Consider the following 25,088-nt stretch of genomic DNA (forward strand, 5'->3'; position numbering starts at 1 on the left):
CTGACATCCATAGTTAACTGATTATCAAGCATGATTTCACCTCATCTCTAGTATAACAAAAAAGCCATCAAGTTGATGACTTTTTCAGTGGGCTCGTCATGATCTGGACTCTTCAACCTATGATGTGCTAGCGCGTGAAAGTACGGTGTCAAATGAGCTGAGAGAGGCCTCTTTTAGCACTTTCAAAGCCGAGACAAAAGAGGAACACGAGGCCAAGGAGTTTGCTATCAAACAAGCTAAGGAGTACCTAAACGGTATGACAGGAAACACGCTAATTATGGGCAATCCAGGTACTGGAAAAAGTCATTTATGCTATTCTATGGCCAAAGCCATTAACGAGGGCTATAAGTCTAGGAATGAGCCTAAGAGTGTGCTTTTTGTCAGTATTACTGAGATTATCACGCGCATTCAGTCAGGTTGGCAGTATAGACAGAGTGATTTTACAGAGTATGACGCCTTGAAGTTGCTGACCGAGGTTGACTATCTCTTTATTGATGATCTAGGCACAGAAAGCGTTATGAATAGCCGAAAAGATGAGGCTAATAATTGGGTACAGACCTTTCTTTTCAAGGTTTTTGATAAGCGGGAAACAACTATCATCAACACCAACCACAACGGCAAAGAGCTAGCTAGAATCTATAATGATAAGCTAGTCAGTCGAATTGGAAAACGATCAGAGGGGAATGTATATAACATGACAGACATCCAAGACAAGAGGATGAAACGCAATTTTTAGCCAGAGAAAAGGAGGAATCCCATGACAGAACAAATATACTTTGAACAGGCAGATCAGGAACTGGAGGAACTCAACCGTAAGCGTGACGATTTTATGGCGGATGCAACACCAGTATGTCTTGAAGATACGCCTAAACTGATTGAACTAGGTGAGAAGCTCCGAACGGAAGACACCAGCATAAACGCCTATGAGTTATACAGACACCCTGAAGCGCGTGCAAAGTTATTCGCCCAAATCGCGGAAGCCTGCTTCTTGCTGATTGCAGATAGTTCACCAGTACCAGTGCAGCCGACACAAGCACAGCGGATACATTTTTGCGAGTACTTGGAAGGACAATTCCAGAATATCATTAAGAAGTTGATTGCAGGAACTGACAAGCAAGTTCTAGAGTCTTTACTTGAAGCTTTGCAACTACCCAAAGAAAAACAAGCTCAATTTGTCCGTGATGTGGTAGTAAGTGGCTTACTCAGTGAAGAATAGTAGCAAAGGGGCATTGCCTCTTTTTGTGGTTTCACTACTACTGAACCCAATAGTTTTGGGTTTTTCCATATAGAGGGAAATAATGAAGCAGTTAGCAATAGAAACAATCACTAAACCAATGAAGCTGAGAGGAATAACTAAGGGTATAGCCGAGTTGGACGGTCAACGTTTAGAAATTGATTTGGATAGTTTAATGATTGATTTTGGTGGAGAGTCATTTGAATTAGACAGAATAGCAGGAACTAAGGGAGGTAATCGATATTTCTTTCTTTGCCCTGATTGTGGGAGACGGTGTAGGTTGCTTTATAAACGGTATTTGTATTTTAGTTGCGGTACTTGTCTAGATATCCACAAGAGTACCCTGAACCGCAGTAAAACGGATTGCCAATATTACTGGGAGCTTGCGCTTAGGGAAGCTAGAAAGGTAGAACCAGGGTGGAGTCCTAGACGTGGATATATGTTTGATGGTTTCCCTGAAAGACCAAAGTATATGAAGCGTGACAGGTATCATAAGCACTATAAGAAGTTTTTGAAGTATACTAAAAAAGGGGATAGATTTTGGATGAATGGTTCGAGATTGTGAGACAATATGAAGTAGTGTGCAATTTACAAAACGAACAAATACTACATATTAGACGGTTTGAATGTTAAAAAAGCTAGATATATCAAGGATTTAAGTAAGTAGAGCGTTCCAAAAAAGGGTGCGGTAAGCGTTCCAAAAAATGGTAAGGTTTTGGTTAGGTAGTGGCAGTAAATATGCCTGACAAATGGCAGGGTTATGTGTGTTGAACTCCGAGCGAACGCCGAGAAAGTGGCTATATTCCCCTATCATTTATCAAGCAGATAAGAGCAATAAAAACCCTCCTTAACTCCCTGAGAAACGATAAGCAGATAAGGACGACAATAAACCTTCTTAATTGCTTACAAAACGATAGGGAGTTAAGACAAATTTAAAAGCTCCTTATTTTCGTTTTTCTCCTTGTCAAACGGTAAGGGAATAGGACAGGAAATAACATCGCTTATTTTGATTTTACTCCCTGAAGAACTGTAAGGAGATAAGAGCAATTTAAAAGTCTGTTATTTTGGATTTGTTGCTTACCAAATGATAAGCAGATAAGCAAAGAAATAACTTGCCTTAATTGCTTGCAGAATGACAAGGAAAGAAGAGAAATAAAAACATCCCTTAATTGCTTATCAAACCATAAGGAGATATGGGGGCTATCTCCCTCCCCACGCGCTTCTATGAGCTTCACACCGTCATTGTACATTTTTTCTCACGGGAAAGCATTTGAAGCTAGAGCGAACATAGAGAAAACGAAAAAAAGCCAGCACAGGGCTGACTCCTTTGTGATATTCCGATAAAAATATTATATCATAGAGGAGGCCGAGGCATGACACCAGAGCAGGTAAAAGAAAAACTAGAGGGCGTTAAGTGGATAAGCAAGGAAATCAAAGGCTTATATTTGGAATTGGAGGCCCTGGAAGGTGGTATTATCAAAAAGCCAACACTAAGCCATAGCAGGGTACAGGCAAGCAGAGAGAACAAGACAGAGAACAATCTTATAAGTGTTCTAAAACTAAAAGAGGATACGCTTCAGAGGATTGAGCGACTTACTGAAGAGAGAATGGAAATATCTAGGCTGATTGATAAGTTGGTCAATCCGCTTGAGCGTTCTGTTCTAAGACTTTTTTATTTGAATAATCTAGACGCTTGGCAGGTTGCTGAGGAAATAGATAAATCAAAGACTACAGTATATCGAGTAAAGCAGGAAGCTATAGAACACTTGAGCAAGGTGGAAGGAGCGAACTAATGGAGCTGGATAAGTTTAAAACGATGATGAACGTCAGAAAGCGGATGACTTACTTTCTACGATTCCAGAGGATGGCAGGAAGTGAAAACCAAGTTACGATAGATGAAGAGGCTTGGAAACTTATCTTACCTGATCAGTGGAATTTGAGCGGTGAGCATGAAAAAGCAATCCGTGAGGGGCTGGAGATATTCGCCCACGACATCAACAGCATAGAGAACAAACGAGCCAGAAAATACTTTATTATCCATTATTGCTATATGAGAAAGAAAACAATGAGTGAATGCGTAGAGATGGCAGGTACTAGCTCCACTAGCTACCACCGATACAAACAGATAGCCGTCTTAAACTTTGCGAGAATCCACCAGAACGGAGAGCTAGAAGCATATAAGTAGGCGTTTGTGGTGTTTTGTTGAGAAATGTTGAGATTTAAGCGAGGGGGGATGACATGATTGAAGATTTTTTGATTGATTTGGAGAATATCCAATTAGAGGATATGGAGATAGATTTAAACATGGATATAGACATCGATTTAAACATAGATTTTGACCTTGATGGTTTAGATTTAACCTTACTACAAGAGTTAGAAGCATAAATGTTGTCAAATGTAGGCGTAGGCTTCATATTCGCCCCCTATTTTGCTTTGTTTCGTACTGGACAACTAAAACACCACGGACAAACTACAAGCCCTTAGAAACGAATCTGGGGGCTTTTTGTGAGGTCATAATCTTATAAACCACGCGCTTCATGGTATAATATACCTATCAGCAACCAGCAATAAAAAAAGCACGTTTGACCGTGCTAGTTTCTTGCCTGCTGAACTCGTTAAATCTTAGCCCTTTTGTGGGGCTTTTTTGCTCCCCTTTTTGCGTACTTTGGGGGAGCAAGTAGTAAATAGTAATGTTAGTAATTTTTATTAAAAAGCGCGTGATATAAGGGTTAGGAAGCTCTAAAGAAACATAAAACAAGCAGTTCTTGATTATACTACAAAATCGGCCTTTTGGGTAATAGAATCTCACTTTTTTTGGTATAATGGTAAGCAATAATGGACTAGAAAGAACAAAGATGCAAGATAAAATTGTCATTCATGGGGCGCGTGCCCATAATTTAAAAAATATTGATGTGGAGATTCCGCGAGACAAGTTGGTTGTTGTGACTGGCTTGTCAGGTTCAGGGAAATCCAGTCTGGCCTTTGATACCCTCTATGCGGAGGGACAACGTCGCTATGTGGAGAGTTTGTCAGCCTACGCTCGCCAGTTCTTGGGGAATATGGAAAAACCAGATGTAGATGCTATTGATGGTCTCAGCCCAGCTATTTCCATTGACCAGAAAACGACTAGTAAAAACCCTCGTTCGACGGTGGGAACCACGACTGAAATCAATGACTATCTGCGTCTCCTCTACGCGCGTGTGGGGACGCCTTACTGTACCAACGGGCATGGGGCTATCAAGGCTTCTTCTGTGGAGCAAATTGTGGATAAGGTTTTAGAGTTACCAGAACGCCAGCGCCTGCAAATCTTAGCTCCAGTTATTCGCAAGAAAAAAGGCCAACATAAGAGTGTCATTGAGAAGGTTCAGAAAGACGGCTATGTTCGTGTCCGTGTGGATGGGGAAGTCTATGATGTGACCGAAGTACCAGAGTTGTCCAAGAGTAAGCAACACAATATTGATGTCGTGGTTGACCGTATTGTCATCAAGGAGGGTATTCGTAGTCGTCTCTTTGATTCCATTGAGGCTGCTCTTCGTATCGCAGAAGGTTATGTCATTATCGACACTATGGACGATTCTGAGTTGCTCTTCTCTGAGCATTATGCCTGTCCAGTTTGTGGCTTTACTGTTCCAGAGTTAGAGCCACGCCTCTTCTCCTTCAATGCTCCTTTTGGCTCTTGTAGTGAGTGTGACGGCTTGGGTATTAAGCTAGAAGTGGATACTGATTTGGTCGTGCCAGATGCCAGCAAAACGCTACGTGAGGGAGCCTTGGCACCTTGGAATCCTATCTCATCTAACTACTATCCAAACATGCTGGAACAAGCCATGACAGCCTTTGGAGTGGATATGGATAGGCCTTTTGAGGACTTGTCAGAAGAAGACAAGAACTTGATTCTCTACGGTTCAGATGGCAAGGAATTCCATTTCCACTATGAGAATGAATTTGGTGGTGTGCGCGATATCGATATTCCTTTTGAGGGAGTTGTCAATAATATCAAACGTCGCTACCATGAGACCAACAGTGATTATACTCGTACCCAGATGCGCCTCTACATGAATGAGTTGACCTGTGGGACTTGTCACGGCTATCGTCTCAATGACCAGGCCTTGTCTGTCCGTGTGGGTGGCGAGCAAGGGCCACATATCGGAGCAATCTCAGACCTGTCTATCGCAGACCACTTGGACTTGGTGAGCCGGCTGACCCTGTCTGAAAATGAAGCAATCATTGCTCGTCCCATTCTCAAGGAAATCAAGGATCGCTTGACCTTCCTTAATAACGTGGGCCTTAACTATCTGACGCTGTCTCGTTCGGCAGGAACCCTTTCGGGTGGGGAAAGTCAGCGTATTCGTTTGGCGACCCAGATTGGTTCCAACCTATCAGGTGTCCTCTATATCCTAGATGAGCCGTCAATTGGTCTCCACCAGAGGGACAATGACCGTCTGATTGCCAGTCTGAAAAAGATGCGTGACTTGGGCAATACTCTCATCGTGGTGGAACACGACGAAGATACTATGCGCGAGGCGGATTACCTGATTGACGTTGGTCCCGGTGCCGGTGTTTTTGGTGGGGAGATTGTTGCTGCAGGTACGCCCAAACAGGTGGCTCGCAACAGCAAGTCTATCACAGGCCAGTACTTGTCAGGTAAACGTGCCATTCCAGTACCCGAAGAGCGCCGTACCGGAAATGGTCGTTTTATCGAGGTGACGGGAGCGCGTGAGAACAACCTGCAAAATGTCACAGCTCGCTTCCCACTAGGAAAATTCATCGCAGTGACAGGGGTATCGGGTTCAGGGAAATCGACCTTAATCAACAGCATCCTCAAAAAAGCCATTGCTCAAAAACTCAACCGCAATGCAGACAAGCCTGGTAAATTTAAAACTATTACAGGAATTGAGCACGTAGACCGCTTGATTGACATTGACCAGAGTCCAATCGGACGAACGCCAAGGTCTAACCCGGCTACTTATACAGGAGTTTTTGACGATATACGTGACCTTTTTGCCCAGACAAACGAAGCCAAGATTCGAGGCTACAAGAAGGGTCGTTTCAGTTTCAACGTCAAGGGTGGTCGTTGTGAAGCCTGCTCAGGTGACGGGATTATCAAGATTGAGATGCACTTCTTGCCAGATGTTTATGTGGCTTGTGAAGTTTGCCACGGGACCCGCTATAACAGTGAAACCCTAGAAGTTCACTACAAGGAAAAAAATATCTCGCAAGTCTTGGACATGACAGTCAACGATGCGGTAGAGTTCTTCCAACACATTCCTAAGATTCAACGCAAACTCCAGACTATCAAGGATGTAGGGCTAGGATATGTGACGCTAGGGCAACCAGCTACTACTCTTTCTGGGGGAGAAGCCCAGCGTATGAAGCTGGCTAGCGAACTCCACAAACGCTCGACAGGAAAATCTTTCTACATTCTCGATGAGCCGACGACAGGGCTACATACCGAGGATATCGCTCGCTTGCTTAAAGTCTTAGCTCGCTTTGTTGACGATGGCAATACAGTCCTTGTCATTGAGCACAATCTGGATGTCATTAAGACAGCAGACCATATTATCGACCTGGGTCCCGAGGGCGGTGTCGGTGGTGGAACCATCATCGCAACGGGAACTCCAGAAGAAGTAGCTGCCAACGAAGCCAGCTACACAGGACAGTATTTGAAAGGAAAGTTAGATCATGAATAAACGTGTACAAGCATTTCTCACTAAAATGCAAGAAAAAGAACTAGATGGCATCATTATCAATAACCTTAAAAATGTTTACTACTTGACTGGTTTTTGGGGTTCAAACGGAACAGTCTTTATCAGCCGTGACCGTCAGGTCTTGGTGACAGATTCTCGCTATATCATTGCAGCCAAGCAAGAAACCAGTGGTTTTGAGATTGTGGCTGACCGCGATGAATTGGCTGTCATTGCGGGTATTGTTAAGGATATGGGCTTGTCTCGAATTGGTTTTGAGGACGAGATTTCGGTTTCTTATTATCACCGTATGCAGGCAGCCTTTGAAGGAATTGACTTGCTTCCACAAACTCAGTTTGTTGAAGGTCTTCGAATGATTAAGGATGAGGCGGAGATTGCAGCTATTCGCAAGGCTTGTTCTATCTCAGACCAAGCTTTCCGCGATGCGCTTGACTTTATTAAGCCAGGAAAGACTGAAATTGAGATTGCCAACTTCCTTGACTTCCGCATGCGTGAGTTGGGAGCATCTGGCTTGTCTTTTGACACTATTCTAGCTAGCGGTATCAACTCTTCCAAACCCCATGCCCATCCTATGCACAAGCCAGTGGAGCTAGGAGAAGCCATTACCATGGACTTCGGTTGCCTTTATGACCACTATGTCAGTGATATGACACGGACTATCTATCTAGGACATGTTAGCGACGAGCAGGTAGAGATTTACAATACGGTTTTGAAAGCCAACCAAGCCTTGATTGACCAGGCTAAGGCAGGATTAGGTTTCCGTGACTTTGACAAAATCCCTCGTGATATTATCATCGAAGCAGGCTATGGCGACTACTTTACCCATGGTATCGGACACGGTATTGGACTGGATATTCATGAAGAGCCTTACTTTAGCCAGACTTCTACAGAAACTATTAAGGCAGGTATGGCCTTGACCGATGAGCCAGGTATCTACATCGAAGGCAAATATGGCGTTCGTATCGAGGATGATATCCTGATTACAGAGACAGGTTGTGAATTGTTGACCCTAGCTCCAAAAGAGTTGATAGTTATTTAAGAGTCAAACAACTCAAATGATTGACTTTTAAATTTTAAAGGTTTATACTGAAAAACGAAAACGGTAGGTGAGGCTACCATAGGGATACGGATGACTACCGCAAAGCAGTGGAGACACTACTCGTTGGTCAACAGTCCTGGTCGCGAAGGCTAAGACTAAGCTCATTTCATTGCCCTATGGAGTTAAAGCTTGAACGAAAAACAGATAACTAGTTTTTTAATCCTGCCATTTTATGGTGGGATTTTCTACTGTTTAAAACAAAGAAAGGAGACAGACGATGCAAATTGACGACCATCCGGAACCGCACATACACAGCCAATCGCTGATTTGTGTCGTTCTGCCCTTATAAAGTGATTGGTCTCTGTGTATGAAACACATCATTCATACAGATAGGAGAAACCAATGAAAACAACAAAAGAAAGATTAGCAACAGCTATTCAAGTCCCTTTAGACGAGAGTCTAACTTTTTATCATACCAGTTTAAACGGTTTGATAGAGGAACAAGTCGAAAAAAATCGTGACCTCTATGGCGAAAATGTGATTACCAAAGGCCAAGAAGATTCGATTTTGAAAAAGATTTACGAATCGATTATCAATCCTTTTACAATCATCTTGCTGGTTATCGCCGTGATTTCCTTGGTGACCAATGTCTGGTTGGCAAAACCAGGTCAAGAAGATCCGACGACTTCCATTATCATCGTTGTCCTAGTCCTCATTTCTGGAGGCATTCGATTTGTCCAAGAACTCCGCAGTGACAAGGCTGCGACCAATCTATCAAAAATGATTGTCAACACAGCGACAGTCATTCGTCAAGGAGAAATTCAAGAAGTACCTATCGATGATTTGGTAGTGGGTGACGTGGTTAAATTAAGTGCTGGAGACATGATTCCAGCAGATCTTCTTTTATTTGAGTCGCGCGATTTCTTTGTACAACAGTCTGGCTTGACAGGCGAAAGTGATTCTGTTGAAAAATTGGCCTTGACCAAGGCAACGGTTCAACAACCTGATAGTCTGCTAGAAGCCGAATCCTTGGCTTTTATGGGAACCAATGTCTTGTCTGGTAGTGCCAAGGCCGTGGTTTTGGCGGTTGGTGATGATACCATGATGGGGGCCATTGAGCAGACTCTGAACACCTATGACGAACCCACTTCGTTTGAGCGAGAGATGAATAGTATCTCTTGGCTCTTAATTCGCTTGATGTTGGTCATGGTGCCCGTCGTTTTCTTGTCCAATGGTTTAACAGATGGAGATTGGTTAGAAGCTGGCGTATTTGCCTTGAGTGTTGGTGTTGGATTGACACCTGAGATGCTTCCTATGATTATCACGGCCAGTCTAGCAAAAGGCTCCATCATTATGGCCAAGGAAAAAGTGGTTATCAAGAAACTCAATGCCATACAGGACTTAGGGGCGATTGATATTTTGTGTACAGATAAGACAGGAACTCTAACCCAAGACGAAATTGTCCTTGAATATCCCTTGGACATCCACGGACGCTTGGATTTGACCGTCTTGAGACGGGCCTATCTCAATTCCTATTTTCAAACTGGTCTGAAAAATTTGATGGACAGAGCTATCATCAAACGGACTGAAAAGGAAGCAAAAGAACACGATATCCTCCAAAATCTGGCTCAAACTTTTCAAAAAATAGATGAGCTTCCCTTTGATTTTGAACGTAGACGGATGAGTGTTATCGTTAAGGATGAACACGAAGTTGTTAGTTTGGTAACCAAGGGTGCCCTAGAGGAAATGTTGACGATTTCCAGTTATGCGGAATACCAAGGAGTGATTACTCCCTTGACAGATGTTATTAGAGAAGAAATTTTAGCAGAAGTCAGACAACTAAATCAACAAGGTTTGCGTGTCTTGGGAGTGGCCTATAAGTCAGGTTTGAGGGAAGGTCATGCCTATACAGTTGATGACGAAGGGGATATGATTCTAACTGGTTATTTAGCCTTCCTAGATCCTCCTAAACCATCTGCAGCACCAGCAATTAAGGCTCTGTTAGAACATGGGGTTCAAACAAAGATTTTGACGGGAGACAACGAAAAAGTTACCCAAGCAGTCTGTGAAAAGGTTGGTTTGGATGTCAATCAGATGCTGTTGGGGTCTGAAATTGATCAGATGAGTGATCAAGAATTGGCCCAAGCCGTAGAGGAGGTAACAGTCTTTGCCAAACTTTCTCCTGACCAAAAAGCAAGGATTATTTTGCAATTTAAGGCTAATGGTCATGCTGTCGGCTATATGGGGGATGGAATCAATGATGCTCCTTCTATGAAAGTTGCAGATGTGGGGATTTCTGTTGATACAGCAGTAGATATTGCTAAAGAAACAGCTGATGTTATCCTACTTGATAAGGATCTCATGGTGCTTGAAAAAGGACTTGTTGAAGGGCGTAAGGTCTATGCTAATATGACTAAATATATCAAGATGACAGTGAGTTCTAATTTTGGAAATATCTTATCCCTATTGGTCTCTGGAATCTTTTTACCCTTTTTACCAATGGCACCAGTCCATTTGATTATCCTAAATCTAGTCTATGATTTGTCTTGTATTGCTTTGCCTTTTGACAAGGTGGACAAAGATTTTTTGAGAAATCCGCATACATGGGAAGCTAAATCCATCACACGTTTCATGGTTTGGATGGGGCCTATCTCTTCTGCCTTTGATATTTTGACCTTCATTTTGCTCTATTTTATCATTGTACCCATGACGACAGGTCATGCCTATGTTCATGGAGCAGAGTCGGCCGTAGGATTTATTGTTTTGTTCCAGACAGGTTGGTTTATCGAGTCTATGTGGTCTCAGACTATGGTTATTCATATGCTGCGTTCAGCCAAAATTCCCTTTTTACAAAGTCGTCCAGCTTGGCTAGTCCTTGTGACAACCTTCTTGGCTGCAGCCTTTGTGACCTTCCTTCCCTACAGTCCACTCGCAAGCCTACTTCATCTCACTCCTTTAAAACCGATTTATTTCATCTTTTTACTTTTCATCATTATTTTGTACATGATTAGCGTGACAATTGTGAAAAAAATCTATATCAAGAAATATCAAGAATGGCTGTAAATTTCATTTTGTCAAGAAAAAAGTACGAAAATGACGAAAAAAGTCAAAAAAATTTAAAAATAGGTCGCAAGTCGGATGTTTTTTATGGTATAATAGACTAAACTGATAGTAACATGTAGCGAAAGGGGTAGGTACATGATTAAAATTTATACAGTCTCAAGTTGTACTAGCTGTAAAAAAGCAAAAACCTGGCTCAATGCCCACCAGTTAAGTTATAAAGAACAAAACCTTGGTAAAGAAGGAATTACGAGAGAAGAATTACTGGATATTCTAACCAAAACAGATAACGGAATAGCCAGCATCGTTTCCTCTAAAAATCGCTATGCCAAAGCCCTTGGAGTGGATATTGAAGATTTGAGCGTCAATGAAGTCCTCAATCTGATTATGGAAACACCGAGAATTTTAAAGAGCCCAATCCTTGTAGATGAAAAACGCCTGCAAGTTGGCTATAAGGAAGACGATATTCGTGCCTTCCTACCACGCTCTGTCCGTAATGTAGAAAATGCAGAAGCACGTTTGCGTGCAGCTCTATAAACATCAAGGCTGGGAGCAACTCCCAGTCTTATTCTATTTTAATTTCAAAAAGAAAGAAGAAAGAAATGAAAAAAATAGTTCTTGTTAGTCTAGCTTTCCTTTTTGTCCTAGTTGGTTGCGGACAGAAAAAAGAAACTGGATCAGCTACAAAAACAGAAAAGGATACGCTTCAGTCGGCATTGCCAGTTATTGAAAATGCTGAGAAGAATACAGTTGTAACCAAGACTTTGGTCTTGCCCAAGTCAGATGATGGTAGCCAGCAAACCCAAACCATTACTTATAAAGACAAGACTTTTTTGAACTTAACCATCCAACAAAAGCGTCCAGTCTCAGATGAGTTGAAGACCTATATTGACCAACATGGTGTGGAAGAAACTCAAAAAGCTCTTCTTGAGGCGGAGGAAAAGGATGAGGCTATCATTGAAGCTCGTAAATTGGCAGGCTTCAAACTTGAAACCAAACTATTGAGTGCAACGGAACTTCAAACAACGACTAGTTATGATTTTCAAGTTTTGGACGTCAAAAAGGCTTCCCAGTTGGAATATTTGAAGAATATTGGCTTGGAAAATCTTTTGAAAAATGAACCAAGCAAATATATTTCAGACAGATTGGCAAATGGTGCGACAGAACAGTAGAAAATCCAAATAAATAGACTGCCTGAATTGTAGAACGTAAGGAATTATGCTATAATGGTACTATTCTAAGGAAAGAGGGTGTTAGAATGGGATTTACTGAAGAAACAGTACGTTTTAAATTGGACGATTCCAATAAAAAAGAAATTAGCGAAACTTTGACTGATGTCTATGCTTCGTTGAACGATAAGGGCTACAACCCAATTAATCAAATCGTAGGTTACGTATTGAGTGGAGACCCTGCCTACGTTCCTCGTTATAATAATGCACGAAATCAAATCCGTAAGTATGAGCGTGATGAAATCGTTGAGGAATTGGTCCGCTACTACCTTAAAGGACAAGGAGTCGATCTGTAACCTATGAGAATTATGGGATTGGACGTCGGTTCAAAAACGGTAGGGGTGGCTATTAGCGACCCGCTCGGTTTTACAGCTCAAGGGCTTGAAATCATCCAAATCAATGAGGAGCAAGGCCAATTTGGTTTTGACCGCGTTAAAGAGTTGGTTGATACTTACAAGGTGGAACGATTTGTAGTGGGCTTACCTAAAAACATGAACAATACAAGCGGACCGCGCGTGGAAGCTAGTCAAGCATACGGAGCAAAGCTAGAAGAGCTTTTTGGTTTACCAGTAGACTATCAAGATGAACGCTTGACAACAGTTGCTGCAGAGCGCATGTTGATTGAACAAGCAGATATCAGTCGCAATAAGCGAAAGAAAGTCATTGATAAGTTAGCAGCTCAGCTGATTTTACAAAATTATTTAGATAGAAAATTTTAATATAAAGGAGAGGCTATGTCACACGATCATAACCACGACCACGAAGAACGTGAACTAATCACACTAGTAGATGAGCAAGGAAATGAAACCTTGTTTGAAATCCTTTTGACGATTGACGGAAAAGAAGAATTTGGTAAAAACTATGTTCTTCTAGTACCAGTTAACGCAGAAGAAGACGAAGACGGACAAGTCGAAATCCAAGCTTACTCATTCATCGAAAACGAAGATGGAACAGAAGGCGAATTGCAACCAATCCCAGAAGACTCAGAAGACGAATGGAACATGATTGAAGAAGTCTTCAACAGCTTTATGGAGGAGTGATACAGTCTGGGAGACTGTATCACCCCAACTCCTGAAAATTAGAAGAGTTGGAATGTCCAGTGGACGTGTTTAGCCCTGCGCTAGAAATTAGAAACGCAGGCACATTCAGTGAACATTTTTACCCTTACGCTAAAAATAAAGACCGTAAGTAAGTCTGGGAGACTGTATCAGTCCAACTCCCAAAAATTAGGAAGAGTTGGAACGTCCAGTGGACATTTTTACCCTGACGCTAAAAGTAAAAACCGTCAGTAAGTTCGGGGGATATTTTTACCCCAACTCCTAGAAATTGGAAGAGTTGGAACGTCCGGGGGACGTTTTTAGCCCAAGTTAATATTCATAGTTGCTAGTGATTAGCTAACCAGGTGAGAGGTCGGGACGAAAATCCTGGCCTCGTTTTTGTTAGTTATGAGACTTTATTGAGGCAGTTGATTGAACCTGTAATTAAGGAGATGTATATGTTTGAAGTAGAAGAATGGCTCCATAGTCGGATTGGTTTGAATTTTAGATCAGGCTTGGGCCGAATGCAACAAGCGGTGGATTTGTTAGGAAATCCTGAGCAGTCTTACCCTATTATCCACGTAACAGGGACTAATGGGAAAGGATCTACCATTGCTTTTATGAGGGAGTTATTTATGGGGCATGGTAAAAAAGTCGCGACTTTTACCTCCCCTCATATCGTCTCTATCAATGATCGAATCTGCATTAACGGGCAACCAATAGCTGATGCAGACTTCATCCGTTTGGCTAATCAGGTCAAGGAGATGGAGAAAACGCTTCTGCAAACCCATGACCAGTTGTCCTTTTTTGAATTGCTGACCTTGATTGCTTTTCTTTATTTTAGAGAGCGAGAGGTGGATTTGGTTCTACTAGAAGTGGGAATTGGTGGCTTACTTGACACAACCAATGTGGTAACTGGAGAGCTTGCTGTCATTACCTCCATCGGACTTGACCATCAGGAGACTCTGGGTGACAGTATAGCAGCAATCGCAGAGCAGAAAGCTGGTATTTTTAAGGCTGGTAAAAAGGCAGTAATTGCTAAGTTGTCTTCAGAAGCTAGGCTTGTTTGTCAGAAAAAAGCAGACTCTTTAGCTGTTGACCTTTATCAGGCAGGTCAGGATTTTTCAATGCAGGATGGTGATTTTTCAAGTTCTTTGGGAACTTTTTCACAGTTGAAAATAGGTTTAGAAGGAGCTTATCAGCAGGAAAATGCGGCCTTGGCGCTACAAACGTTTCTTCTCTTTATGAGAGAAGGAAAGGAAGCTGTTGATGAGCAGGTTGTAAGACAGACTTTGGAGAAGACCCATTGGGCTGGGCGTTTGGAGCGTATTCGTCCTCAGATTTACTTGGACGGTGCTCATAACCTCCCTGCCTTGACTCGCTTGGTTGAATTTATTAAAGAAAAAGAGCAGGAAGGATATCGTCCTCAAATCCTCTTTGGAGCCTTGAAACGGAAGGATTATCAAGGGATGTTGGCTTATCTGACTGAGAATTTGCCTCAGGTGGAACTCAAGGTGACTGGTTTTGACTATCAAGGGTCCTTGGACGAGACAGATGTGACCGGTTACCATGTCATTCCTTCTTACAGAGAATTTATTAGTAGTTTCGAAGAAAAAGCCGATACCAAGGACTTGTTATTCATTACAGGGTCTCTCTATTTTATATCAGAAGTACGGAGTCACCTACAGGAGCATGAGCAGATAAATTGACCTCCTTTGTTGAACTTGTTATACTAGTGGAATTACTAATTAGAAGGAAAATTTTCTATAAATTGGTAGAAGAAAGGAAATTCATCATGAAATTAAAAAGATTCACACTTTCTCTTGCTTCTCTAGCAAGTCTTAGTCTCTTAGTAGCTTGTTCACAGAGAGTTCAACAAGTTCAACAACCAGTAGCTCAACCGCAAACACAACAAACTCAGCAATCACAACCTACTGCTTCATCTTCCACAGAAAATACAAATCAGACAACGACAAGTTCTTCACAAAATGCGCCTGAGGCTCAACCAATTAATATTGATGGAACTTATACTGGTCAGGATGAAGGAGACCGTATCACTTTAGTGGTAACTGGAACAACTGGTACTTGGACTCAGGTAGAAACTGACGGGGAACAAGAACTCAAGCAGGTTAGCTTTGACGCCGCTAATCAACGAATGATTATTGGTGATGATGTCAAAAATTATGCAATCAATGGCAATCAGATGATTATTGACGATATGGATAGAGAAGCGTCTGATCGCATCGTTTTATCAAAATAAACTAGAAGGAGACTGGATTTTTCGGTCTCTTTTATGATTACTCAGAAAAATGACCATAAATACTTGCCTTCTATCGAATACCTGCGTTATACTAGTATCATACTCAATGAAAATCAAAGAGCAAACTAGGAAGCTAGCCGCAGGCTGTACTTAAGTACGGCAAGGTGAAGCTGACGTGGTTTGAATTTGATTTTCGAAGAGTATCAATTACCTGTTTTAAGCATTCAAAATATCAAGGAGGGGATATGAAATATAGGAAATTTCAATTATTGATGTCCAAGTATGGCTTTAGTCTTTCGATTATGTTACTTGAACTTTGTCTGGTTTTTGGTCTCTTTCTTTATTTAGGGCGTATGGCCCCTATTTTATGGATTACCGCCCTCATTCTACTGAGTATCATCACAATCATTTCGATAGTCAATCGTTCCATGGCGCCTGAAAGCAAAGTGATGTGGTTAGTGGTAACTTTTGTTCCTGTCATCGGCCCCTTGCTCTATCTGATGTTTGGTGAAAGACGATTATCCAAAAAAGAAATCAAGCAGTTGGGCAAACTTGGTTCTATGCATTTTCGGGAGGATAACAGTAAAGCTCTCCGCCAGAAATTGAAGGAGGAGGATAAGGCGGCTTACGGAGTTATCAAATCTTTGTTAAGTATGGATAGTAACGCCGATGTCTATAATCGAACAGACTCACAATTCTTTTCTTCGGGTGAAAGCATGTGGCAATATATGTTGGAAGACCTCAAGAAAGCTGAAAAGTTTATCTTTCTAGAGTACTATATTGTCGAAGAAGGTCTGATGTGGAATAGCATACTAGCTATACTAGAGCAAAAGGCAGCTCAAGGTGTAGAGGTCAAGATGCTCTATGATGATATCGGCTGTATGGCGACTTTGCCTGGAGACTATACTATTCAACTTCGTAGTCGAGGAATTGAAGCCCATAAGTTTAACAAGGTGATCCCCCGTTTGACGGTGGCTTACAACAATCGTGATCATCGTAAAATTCTTGTCATAGATGGTCAGGTAGCCTATACAGGAGGTATCAACTTAGCCGATGAGTACATTAATCATGTAGAACGTTTTGGCTACTGGAAGGACAGTGGGATTCGCTTAGATGGTCCTGGTGTTAAGGCTCTCACCCGTCTCTTTTTGATGACTTGGTACATCAATCGTGGGGAAATCAGCGATTTTGACCAGTATCACTTGGAAAATCAGCCTTGTTCTGGCCAAGGGCTCTGCATTCCTTACGGTAGCGGACCCAAGCCCATCTTCCGTACCCAGGTAGGGAAAAAAGTCTATCAAAGTTTGATTAATCAGGCTACTGATTCAGTCTATATCACAACACCCTATTTGATTATTGACTATGACTTAACAGAGAGTATTAAAAATGCGGCAATGAGGGGTGTTGATGTCCGCATCGTGACACCTTTCATTCCGGATAAGAAATTAATTCAACTCATCACAAGAGGGGCCTATCCGGATTTGTTGTCAGCGGGAGTAAGGATTTTTGAGTATAGTCCAGGCTTTATCCACAGTAAACAAATTCTAGTGGATAAGGACTTTGCTGCAGTTGGAACCATTAACTTAGATTATAGAAGTTTGCTTCACCACTATGAAAATGCAGTCTTGCTATATAAAACAGAATCAATCGCTGAGATTCAAAAAGATTTTCAAGAGATTTTTTCAGCATCGCAAGAAATTTTCCCTCATACGATAAAAAATAGCTGGTATCAAAAGCTTGTGAAAGAAATTGCCCAGTTATTCGCCCCTATCTTATAAGAAATCTAGGACTGAGGATATGACCGAGTCCTCTTTTTCTTGCCTTTTACGAATAGAAAGATAGAGGAGGAAAGATGCTGACTCAGAAAGAATTGAACTATATCACGACATTTAAACAGACGCATTTACACCGATTTCGGGAAATTGAAACCTTTGTGAAACTATGCAAAAAATCATTCAAACACCCATCGCAAGCTGACAATCCTAGGACTTTTTGATATACTAAGACAGATAAATGACAGATAAATGGAATAGGAGAAACGATATGAGTGTGTATGGTAGAGTAGAAGAAGTTCATCAGGAGAATCGTGAACCTCTAGAATACCAAATCGAACAAGAATCGCATCATCGTGAATCAAGTCGTCTTCCTCTGGTAAAAATTTTACTATGGAGTACGCTTGTAACGGGGATAACTCTAGGAGTACCGCTATTACTCGATTTAATGAGTGCACAGGAAGTGCAGGATTTTTATGCAGGTTGGGCGCTTCATCAGACAGGGAAGATTTACAGCGACTATTATGGAAGTCAAGGTTTGCTTTATTATTTGCTGACTTACGTGACTCAGGGCGGATTTTTCTTTCCCATTTTTGAGGGGTTAGCCTTGGTAGCAGGAGGATTTTTCCTCTTTCGATCGGCGGACACCTTGACAGAGCAAGGAGATCAAGCTGGACAAGTGGTGACTATTTTTTACATGCTGGTTACAGGTCTTGCCTTTGGTGGAGGTTATGCGACTCTTTTAGCGCTTCCCTTCTTATTCGCGGCCTTTAGTTTAGTTGCGGCTTATCTAAGTAATCCAAACCATGATAAGGGATTTGTACGGATTGGGCTGGCTTTGGCGGGAGGATTTTTCTTTGCTCCCTTGGCATCGCTCCTGTTTATTGCTGTAGTGAGTTTGGGCTTGTTGGTCTTTAACCTTGGGCATAGACGTTTTGTGCATGGATTTTATCAGTTTTTTGCAGTGGCTTTAGGTTTCTCACTGGTCTTTTATCCAACTGCCTACTATAGTGTTGCAACAGGAAGTTTTGAGGATGCGATTAATGGAATTTTGTATCCAATTCATTCCATTCGTTTGACTTCTGTTTCGGTATTGTTAGAAAATGTTTTGTTTTATGGGTTGTTGGCTCTGGGAATGGGAGTTTTGGTTTTTGTCTTTTTAGGTCTCTTTCAATCTAAATCCTCTAAACTATATGTCGTCTCAGTGCCTGCGAGTCTATTCCTGATTTTAGGTTTGGTAGTGATTTTCTTTACACAGGATCCTCTACATGCATCCCGTTTGATGCTCATTTTCCCTGTCTTTCTTCTGCTTTTAGTGTCCAATATCAAGGGGCAACAGAGTGGTCGTAGCGTTAGAAGAAGACGCAGAGAAGAGCCTGTTAGTCTCTGGCATCGCTATACTAAAGGAAATCTTTACCTCCCGATTTTAACTTTGTTATATCTTTTGGCTATTCCTTTTTTGATGAGGTTTGTTCTTTATCCAGTACCTTATCAAGAACGTGATCGTCTTGCTGATTTGGTGAAAGAGGAGACAAGTACGGAAGATTCTATCTATGCATGGGATGATACTGCAACTCTTTATCGTAAGAGTGAGCGCTTGTCGCCATCGGCTATTTTGTCCCCGTTGCACTATACAGCAACTGAGGAAAATCGGAATAAGCTACTCAATGACTTGAAAGAAAAACAACCTAAGGTGATTGTGGTGAACGATAAGGTGCCAGTCTGGTCTGAAGTGGAAACAATCTTGAAAGAAAATTACCAACCAGTAAAGACTGATTACTCAGAGTTTAAAGTCTATAAAATCAAATAACCAAATCAATATCTTGTGTATTTTTAAAAATTTTAGGATTTTTAACACAAGATATTGATTTTTCTTTTTAGAGTGGTATAATACTTTTTAGAAAGAACATTTTAGAAAAGAGCATGCATATGATTGCACTAGAAGAAAAAATTACAATTTTGCCAACTCTCTTCGTTGAAAAACGAGATGGGAGACGTGTTGTATTTGATGTGGACAAGATTGACAAGGCTCTCCACAAGGCGGCTGACAAGGTTATGGATGTGACACCCTTGGTTGAAAAGCGCCTAAATGCTCTGACCGAGCGAATTGTCACAGAAATTCATAGTCGCTTTCCACATGGGGTTAAGATTTACGAAATTCAAAATATCGTAGAACATGAACTCCTTGAAGCCAAAGAATATGCGCTGGCTGAGGAGTATATTACTTATCGGACACAAAGGGATTTTGAGCGCTCAAAAGCGACAGATATCAACTTTAGTATACATAAGCTTCTTAACAAAGATCAGGCAGTTGTCAATGAAAATGCTAATAAAGACAGTGATGTTTTTAATACCCAGCGTGATTTGACAGCGGGCATCGTTGGAAAATCAATCGGACTGCAAATGCTTCCTAAGCACGTAGCCAATGCCCACCAAAAAGGGGATATCCACTATCACGATTTGGACTACAGTCCCTATACACCTATGACCAACTGCTGTTTGATTGATTTCAAGGGGATGTTGGAAAATGGATTTAAGATTGGAAATGCAGAGGTAGAAAGTCCTAAGTCTATCCAGACTGCGACAGCTCAGATTTCCCAAATCATTGCCAACGTTGCTTCTAGCCAGTATGGAGGCTGTTCAGCTGACCGTATCGATGAAGTCTTGGCGCCTTATGCAGAGAAGAATTACCAAAAACACCTCAAAGATGCGGAAGAATGGGTTTTGCCTGAAAAACGGGAAGATTACGCTTGGAAGAAAACGCAAAAGGACATTTATGATGCCATGCAATCTCTTGAGTATGAAATCAATACTCTCTTCACTTCAAATGGCCAAACGCCCTTTACTTCACTAGGTTTTGGTCTAGGAACCAATCGTTTTGAGCGTGAAATTCAAAAAGCTATTTTGAGTATTCGGATAAAGGGTCTTGGTTCGGAGCATCGTACAGCCATCTTCCCTAAGCTCATCTTTACGCTTAAAAGAGGTCTTAACTTGGAAGAAGGGACTCCCAACTACGACATCAAACAGTTGGCCCTCGAGTGTGCAACCAAGCGGATGTACCCAGATGTTTTGTCCTATGATAAGATTGTTGACTTGACAGGTTCTTTCAAGGTTCCTATGGGCTGCCGTTCGTTCCTCCAAGGATGGAAGGATGAGAATGGTGTAGAAGTCAATTCGGGTCGGATGAATCTAGGCGTTGTGACGGTTAACTTGCCTCGTATTGCTCTCGAGTCTGAAGGTGATATGAATAAGTTCTGGGAAATCTTCAACGAGCGTATGAATATCGCGGAAGATGCTTTGGTTTATCGTGTCGAACGCACTAAAGAGGCGACACCAGCCAATGCTCCTATCCTCTATCAGTACGGTGCTTTTGGCCATCGTCTAGGTAAGGAAGAAAGTGTTGACCAGCTCTTTAAGAATCGTCGTGCGACAGTTTCACTAGGCTATATCGGTTTGTATGAAGTAGCGACTGTTTTCTTTGGTAACAGCTGGGAAAGCAATCCAGATGCCAAGGAATTCACGCTAGATATCATTCGCGATATGAAACGCCGTGTAGAAGAGTGGTCAGATCAATATGGCTATCATTTCTCTATCTACTCAACACCATCTGAAAGTTTGACAGATCGTTTCTGCCGACTAGATACAGAGAAGTTTGGTTCTATTCCTGATATTACAGATAAGGAATACTACACCAACTCTTTCCACTACGATGTTCGTAAGAATCCAACACCGTTTGAAAAATTAGACTTTGAGAAAGTCTATCCGGAAGCAGGTGCGTCAGGTGGTTTCATCCATTATTGTGAGTATCCAGTCCTTCAGCAAAATCCAAAGGCTCTGGAAGCTGTTTGGGATTATGCTTATGACCGTGTAGGCTATCTAGGCACCAATACTCCGATTGACCGTTGCTACAAGTGTGACTTTGAAGGGGATTTTGAACCAACTGAGAGAGGATTTGCTTGTCCAAACTGTGGCAATAGCGACCCTAAAACAGTAGACGTTGTTAAACGGACTTGTGGCTACCTAGGCAATCCTCAAGCGCGTCCGATGGTTAATGGACGTCACAAGGAAATCGCTGCGCGTGTCAAACATATGAATGGTTCAACGATTAAAATAGCTGGCCATCAAGTAACAAATTAGAAAGAACTGAAATGGGAAAATATCAATTAGATGATAAGGGGCGCGCACAAGTGACCCGTTATCACGAGAAACACTCTAAAGGTGGAGCTGGTAAAAAAGAACGTTTGCTCAACCTCAGAGAACAATTTTTAAACAAGAATAAGAAAAAATAAAAGTGATACTCAATGAAAATCAAAGAGCAAACTAGGAAGCTAGCCGCAGGCTGTACTTGAGTACGGTAAGGCGACGCTGACGTGGTTTGAATTTGATTTTCGAAGAGTATGAGAGTCAGCTCTCGCTTTTCTCTTAGTGGGAGGTAAGGATGGAACTACGCAGACCAAGATTAGCAGATAAAGAAACAGTTTTAGAGATGATGGCAGAGTTTGAACGGTCCCAGTCACCTCACGACGGTGGTTTCTGGGATACAGAAAATTTTTCTTATGAGGAATGGTTGAATAGTAATCAGGATAAAGAAATGGGAATAAACTTGCCTGAAAATCGTGTTCCTTCTATTCAATTTGTATCATTTGATGATGTAGGTCGTGCTCTAGGATTTTTGAATCTGCGGTTGAGACTGAATGAGGGGTTACTGAACTATGCTGGCCATATTGGCTACTCCATTCGTCCATCAGAAAGAGGCAAGGGTTATGCTAAGGAAACTCTCCGTCAGGGCTTGCAAGTTGCTAAGGAAAAGAACATCAAGAAAGCTCTGGTGACCTGTAGCGTGAATAATCCTGCTAGCAGAGCAGTCATACTAGCAAATGGAGGTCTCATTGAGGATGTTCGTAATGGAGTCGAACGTTATTGGATAGAGGTAGCGAATGAATAATCCAAAACCACAAGAATGGAAAAGTGAGGAGCTAAGTCAAGGCCGTATCATTGACTACAAGGCCTTTAACTTTGTGGATGGAGAAGGTGTGCGGAACTCCCTCTATGTATCAGGCTGCATGTTTCACTGCGAGGGATGTTATAATGTTGCCACTTGGTCTTTCAATGCTGGCATTCCCTATACAGCAGAATTAGAAGAACAAATCATGGCAGACCTTGCCCAACCCTATGTTCAAGGCTTGACCTTGCTGGGAGGTGAGCCCTTTCTTAATACGGGTATTCTCTTGCCACTCGTTAAGCGGATTCGGAAGGAATTACCAGATAAAGATATCTGGTCTTGGACCGGCTATACATGGGAAGAAATGATGTTGGAAACTCCAGATAAACTGGAACTCTTATCACTGATTGACATTCTTGTCGATGGACGATACGATCGAACTAAGAGAAATCTCATGCTTCAGTTTCGAGGATCGTCCAACCAACGAATTATTGATGTGCAAAAATCTCTCAAAAGTGGGCAAGTAGTGATTTGGGATAAGCTTAATGACGGAAAAGAAAGCTATGAACAGGTGAAGAGAGAGTAACTTTCTTCCATAAAATACTTAAATAAATGACCCGCCAAAAAAGAAAACATTTTCATGTTAAAAATTTTAAAAAACAGCAACAAATCCCTTGCAATCGCAGGGACTTTGTGTTATTCTATTATGGTGCTGTAAATTACAGCTTTAGCTTTGATGCAAGAGGTTGCGACACGCTCGGTTGCATTGCCACGCAACACCGCGTCGGTTTTCTTGTGGAGCTAGCCTATTATCTTAAATAGACGAAAAGGAGAAAAAGATGGCAAACAAAAAAATCCGTATCCGTTTGAAAGCTTACGAACACCGTACGCTTGACACAGCGGCTGCAAAAATCGTAGAATCAGCTACTCGTACAGGTGCACAAGTTGCGGGTCCAATCCCACTTCCAACTGAACGTAGCCTCTACACAATCATTCGTGCGACTCACAAATATAAAGACTCTCGCGAACAATTTGAAATGCGTACACACAAACGTTTGATCGATATCGTTAACCCAACTCAAAAAACAGTTGATGCTTTGATGAAATTGGATCTTCCAAGTGGTGTAAACGTAGAAATCAAACTTTAATCTAAAGCTTGATACCTTGAGCATAAAAAACGCTCGTTAAAAACTTTTTGAATAAAAAATATAGAAAAGGAACTATTTTCTCATGACAAAAGGAATCTTAGGGAAAAAAGTGGGAATGACTCAAATCTTCACTGAAGCTGGCGAATTGATCCCTGTAACAGTTATTGAAGCAACTCCAAACGTTGTTCTTCAAGTTAAAACTGTTGAAACAGACGGATACAACGCTATCCAAGTTGGTTTCGATGACAAACGCGAAGTATTGAGCAACAAACCTGCTAAAGGACATGTAGCGAAAGCTAACACGGCTCCTAAGCGCTTCATTCGTGAATTCAAAAACGTTGAAGGCTTGGAAGTTGGTGCTGAAATCACAGTTGAAACATTCGCAGCTGGAGACGTTGTTGACGTAACTGGTACTTCTAAAGGTAAAGGTTTCCAAGGTGTTATCAAACGCCACGGACAATCACGTGGACCAATGGCTCACGGTTCTCGTTACCACCGTCGTCCAGGTTCTATGGGACCTGTTGCACCTAACCGCGTATTCAAAGGTAAAAACCTTGCAGGACGTATGGGTGGCGACCGTGTAACAATTCAAAACCTTGAAGTTGTACAAGTTGTTCCAGAAAAGAACGTTATCCTTATCAAAGGTAACGTACCAGGTGCTAAGAAATCTCTTATCACTATCAAATCAGCAGTTAAAGCTGGTAAATAATAAGGAAAGGGGAATACAGTCAAAATGGCAAATGTAACATTATTCGACCAAACTGGTAAACAAGCGGGCGAAGTTGTTCTTAATGATGCAATCTTTGGTATCGAACCAAATGAATCTGTTGTGTTTGATGTGATCATCAGCCAACGTGCTAGCCTTCGTCAAGGAACTCACGCAGTTAAAAACCGCTCAGCTGTTTCAGGTGGCGGACGCAAACCATGGCGTCAAAAAGGAACTGGACGTGCTCGTCAAGGTTCTATCCGCTCTCCACAATGGCGTGGTGGTGGAATCGTCTTCGGACCAACTCCACGTAGCTATGCGTACAAACTTCCTCAAAAAGTTCGTCGCCTTGCGCTTAAATCTGTTTACTCAGAAAAAGTTGCTGAAAATAAATTTGTAGCCGTTGATTCTCTTGAATTTACAGCTCCAAAAACTGCTGAATTTGCAAAAGTTCTTGCAGCTTTGAGCATCGATTCTAAAGTCCTTGTTATTCTTGAAGAAGGAAACGAATTCGCAGCTCTCTCAGCTCGTAACCTTCCAAACGTGAAAGTTGCGACTGCTACAACTGCAAGTGTTCTTGACATCGCAAATAGTGACAAACTTCTTGTTACTCAAGCAGCTATCTCTAAAATCGAGGAGGTTCTTGCATAATGAATTTGTATGATGTTATCAAAAAACCTGTCATCACTGAAAGCTCAATGGCTCAACTTGAAGCAGGAAAATATGTATTTGAAGTTGACACTCGTGCACACAAACTTTTGATCAAGCAAGCTGTTGAAGCTGCTTTCGAAGGTGTTAAAGTTGCCAACGTTAACACAATCAACGTAAAACCAAAAGCTAAACGTGTTGGACGTTACACTGGTTTTACTAACAAAACTAAAAAAGCTATCATCACACTTACAGCTGATTCTAAAGCAATCGAGTTGTTTGCTGCTGAAGCTGAATAATCTAAGGAGGAA

The 25,088-nt window shown here is 41.7% G+C and carries 26 protein-coding genes and 1 riboswitch; all 26 genes read left to right on the forward strand.

From position 1 onward, the window contains the following. Positions 1–124 precede the first annotated feature (124 nt). The 26 genes from B7695_RS00005 to B7695_RS00150 all read left to right on the forward strand — a co-directional run bounded on the left by B7695_RS00005 (position 125) and on the right by B7695_RS00150 (position 25,076). Complete coding sequence (locus tag B7695_RS00005) at positions 125–736, forward strand: ATP-binding protein (protein ID WP_084889243.1); 612 nt, start codon at positions 125–127, stop codon at positions 734–736. A gap of 21 nt (positions 737–757) precedes the next feature. Further along, on the forward strand, positions 758–1,216 hold the full coding sequence (locus B7695_RS00010; protein ID WP_084889244.1) for a hypothetical protein: 459 nt from the start codon (positions 758–760) through the stop codon (positions 1,214–1,216). Between the two features lie 82 nt (positions 1,217–1,298). After that, positions 1,299–1,799, forward strand: a complete 501-nt coding sequence (locus B7695_RS00015) for a hypothetical protein (protein ID WP_084889245.1) — start codon at positions 1,299–1,301, stop codon at positions 1,797–1,799. An 808-nt stretch (positions 1,800–2,607) separates the two neighbouring features. After that, positions 2,608–3,027: a DUF1492 domain-containing protein gene (locus tag B7695_RS00025; RefSeq protein ID WP_045605140.1), complete on the forward strand. Its 420-nt coding sequence runs from the start codon at positions 2,608–2,610 to the stop codon at positions 3,025–3,027. Next, positions 3,027–3,419, forward strand: a complete 393-nt coding sequence (locus B7695_RS00030; RefSeq protein WP_045605138.1) for an ArpU family phage packaging/lysis transcriptional regulator — start codon at positions 3,027–3,029, stop codon at positions 3,417–3,419. The genes B7695_RS00025 and B7695_RS00030 overlap by 1 nt, the downstream gene beginning before the upstream one ends. Before the next feature lie 53 nt (positions 3,420–3,472). Then, positions 3,473–3,619, forward strand: a complete 147-nt coding sequence (locus B7695_RS11160) for a hypothetical protein (protein WP_180374977.1) — start codon at positions 3,473–3,475, stop codon at positions 3,617–3,619. Positions 3,620–4,089: 470 nt separating this feature from the next. Next, complete coding sequence (gene uvrA, locus B7695_RS00035; protein ID WP_084889247.1) at positions 4,090–6,921, forward strand: excinuclease ABC subunit UvrA; 2,832 nt, start codon at positions 4,090–4,092, stop codon at positions 6,919–6,921. Next, positions 6,914–7,975, forward strand: coding sequence for a M24 family metallopeptidase (locus tag B7695_RS00040; RefSeq protein ID WP_084889248.1), 1,062 nt, complete (start codon positions 6,914–6,916; stop codon positions 7,973–7,975). The genes uvrA and B7695_RS00040 overlap by 8 nt, the downstream gene beginning before the upstream one ends. A gap of 57 nt (positions 7,976–8,032) precedes the next feature. Next, a riboswitch (M-box (ykoK) riboswitch) is annotated at positions 8,033–8,183 on the forward strand. A 194-nt stretch (positions 8,184–8,377) separates the two neighbouring features. Then, the gene (mgtA, locus tag B7695_RS00045) at positions 8,378–11,038 is read left to right on the forward strand and encodes a magnesium-translocating P-type ATPase (protein ID WP_084889249.1); all 2,661 of its coding nucleotides are present in this window, start codon (positions 8,378–8,380) and stop codon (positions 11,036–11,038) included. Between the two features lie 135 nt (positions 11,039–11,173). Then, a complete protein-coding gene (gene spx / locus B7695_RS00055) occupies positions 11,174–11,572 on the forward strand; it encodes a transcriptional regulator Spx (RefSeq protein WP_000591165.1) in 399 nt (132 codons plus the stop codon). 65 nt (positions 11,573–11,637) lie between these two features. Then, positions 11,638–12,207 carry an SP0191 family lipoprotein gene (locus B7695_RS00060; RefSeq protein WP_084889250.1) on the forward strand — a complete coding sequence of 190 codons (570 nt, stop codon included), beginning with the start codon at positions 11,638–11,640 and terminating at the stop codon, positions 12,205–12,207. Positions 12,208–12,293: 86 nt separating this feature from the next. Continuing rightward, entirely contained in the window at positions 12,294–12,560 is a 267-nt protein-coding gene (locus tag B7695_RS00065) for an IreB family regulatory phosphoprotein (RefSeq protein ID WP_000507059.1), read from the forward strand. 3 nt (positions 12,561–12,563) lie between these two features. Beyond that, the gene (gene ruvX / locus B7695_RS00070; protein WP_004239076.1) at positions 12,564–12,983 is read left to right on the forward strand and encodes a Holliday junction resolvase RuvX; all 420 of its coding nucleotides are present in this window, start codon (positions 12,564–12,566) and stop codon (positions 12,981–12,983) included. A 15-nt stretch (positions 12,984–12,998) separates the two neighbouring features. After that, entirely contained in the window at positions 12,999–13,304 is a 306-nt protein-coding gene (locus B7695_RS00075; protein ID WP_000017620.1) for a DUF1292 domain-containing protein, read from the forward strand. Between the two features lie 455 nt (positions 13,305–13,759). Beyond that, entirely contained in the window at positions 13,760–15,010 is a 1,251-nt protein-coding gene (locus B7695_RS00080; protein ID WP_084889251.1) for a bifunctional folylpolyglutamate synthase/dihydrofolate synthase, read from the forward strand. A gap of 86 nt (positions 15,011–15,096) precedes the next feature. Then, complete coding sequence (locus tag B7695_RS00085) at positions 15,097–15,561, forward strand: SP_0198 family lipoprotein (protein WP_084889252.1); 465 nt, start codon at positions 15,097–15,099, stop codon at positions 15,559–15,561. Positions 15,562–15,806: 245 nt separating this feature from the next. Further along, on the forward strand, positions 15,807–17,339 hold the full coding sequence (cls, locus tag B7695_RS00090) for a cardiolipin synthase (RefSeq protein ID WP_084889253.1): 1,533 nt from the start codon (positions 15,807–15,809) through the stop codon (positions 17,337–17,339). Between the two features lie 265 nt (positions 17,340–17,604). Further along, positions 17,605–19,143 carry a damage-inducible protein CinA gene (locus B7695_RS00100; RefSeq protein WP_084889255.1) on the forward strand — a complete coding sequence of 513 codons (1,539 nt, stop codon included), beginning with the start codon at positions 17,605–17,607 and terminating at the stop codon, positions 19,141–19,143. 119 nt (positions 19,144–19,262) lie between these two features. Further along, positions 19,263–21,470: an anaerobic ribonucleoside-triphosphate reductase gene (gene nrdD / locus B7695_RS00105; RefSeq protein WP_192855693.1), complete on the forward strand. Its 2,208-nt coding sequence runs from the start codon at positions 19,263–19,265 to the stop codon at positions 21,468–21,470. 11 nt (positions 21,471–21,481) lie between these two features. Beyond that, positions 21,482–21,622 carry a hypothetical protein gene (locus B7695_RS00110; RefSeq protein ID WP_000521618.1) on the forward strand — a complete coding sequence of 47 codons (141 nt, stop codon included), beginning with the start codon at positions 21,482–21,484 and terminating at the stop codon, positions 21,620–21,622. Positions 21,623–21,771: 149 nt separating this feature from the next. Then, positions 21,772–22,278 (forward strand): GNAT family N-acetyltransferase, encoded by a 507-nt coding sequence (locus B7695_RS00120; RefSeq protein ID WP_084889257.1) that lies wholly within the window; start codon positions 21,772–21,774, stop codon positions 22,276–22,278. Continuing rightward, positions 22,271–22,861, forward strand: a complete 591-nt coding sequence (gene nrdG / locus B7695_RS00125; protein WP_001064217.1) for an anaerobic ribonucleoside-triphosphate reductase activating protein — start codon at positions 22,271–22,273, stop codon at positions 22,859–22,861. The genes B7695_RS00120 and nrdG overlap by 8 nt, the downstream gene beginning before the upstream one ends. A gap of 253 nt (positions 22,862–23,114) precedes the next feature. Next, positions 23,115–23,423 (forward strand): 30S ribosomal protein S10, encoded by a 309-nt coding sequence (rpsJ, locus tag B7695_RS00135; protein ID WP_001284513.1) that lies wholly within the window; start codon positions 23,115–23,117, stop codon positions 23,421–23,423. An 82-nt stretch (positions 23,424–23,505) separates the two neighbouring features. Further along, entirely contained in the window at positions 23,506–24,132 is a 627-nt protein-coding gene (rplC, locus tag B7695_RS00140) for a 50S ribosomal protein L3 (RefSeq protein WP_000160197.1), read from the forward strand. Positions 24,133–24,156: 24 nt separating this feature from the next. Continuing rightward, the gene (gene rplD / locus B7695_RS00145) at positions 24,157–24,780 is read left to right on the forward strand and encodes a 50S ribosomal protein L4 (protein ID WP_000024547.1); all 624 of its coding nucleotides are present in this window, start codon (positions 24,157–24,159) and stop codon (positions 24,778–24,780) included. Continuing rightward, on the forward strand, positions 24,780–25,076 hold the full coding sequence (locus B7695_RS00150) for a 50S ribosomal protein L23 (protein WP_001055347.1): 297 nt from the start codon (positions 24,780–24,782) through the stop codon (positions 25,074–25,076). Before rplD ends, B7695_RS00150 begins: the two co-directional genes overlap by 1 nt. Positions 25,077–25,088 lie beyond the last annotated feature (12 nt).

The sequence above is a fragment of the Streptococcus mitis genome (assembly GCF_002096845.1).
GTDB lineage: Bacteria > Bacillota > Bacilli > Lactobacillales > Streptococcaceae > Streptococcus > Streptococcus mitis_A.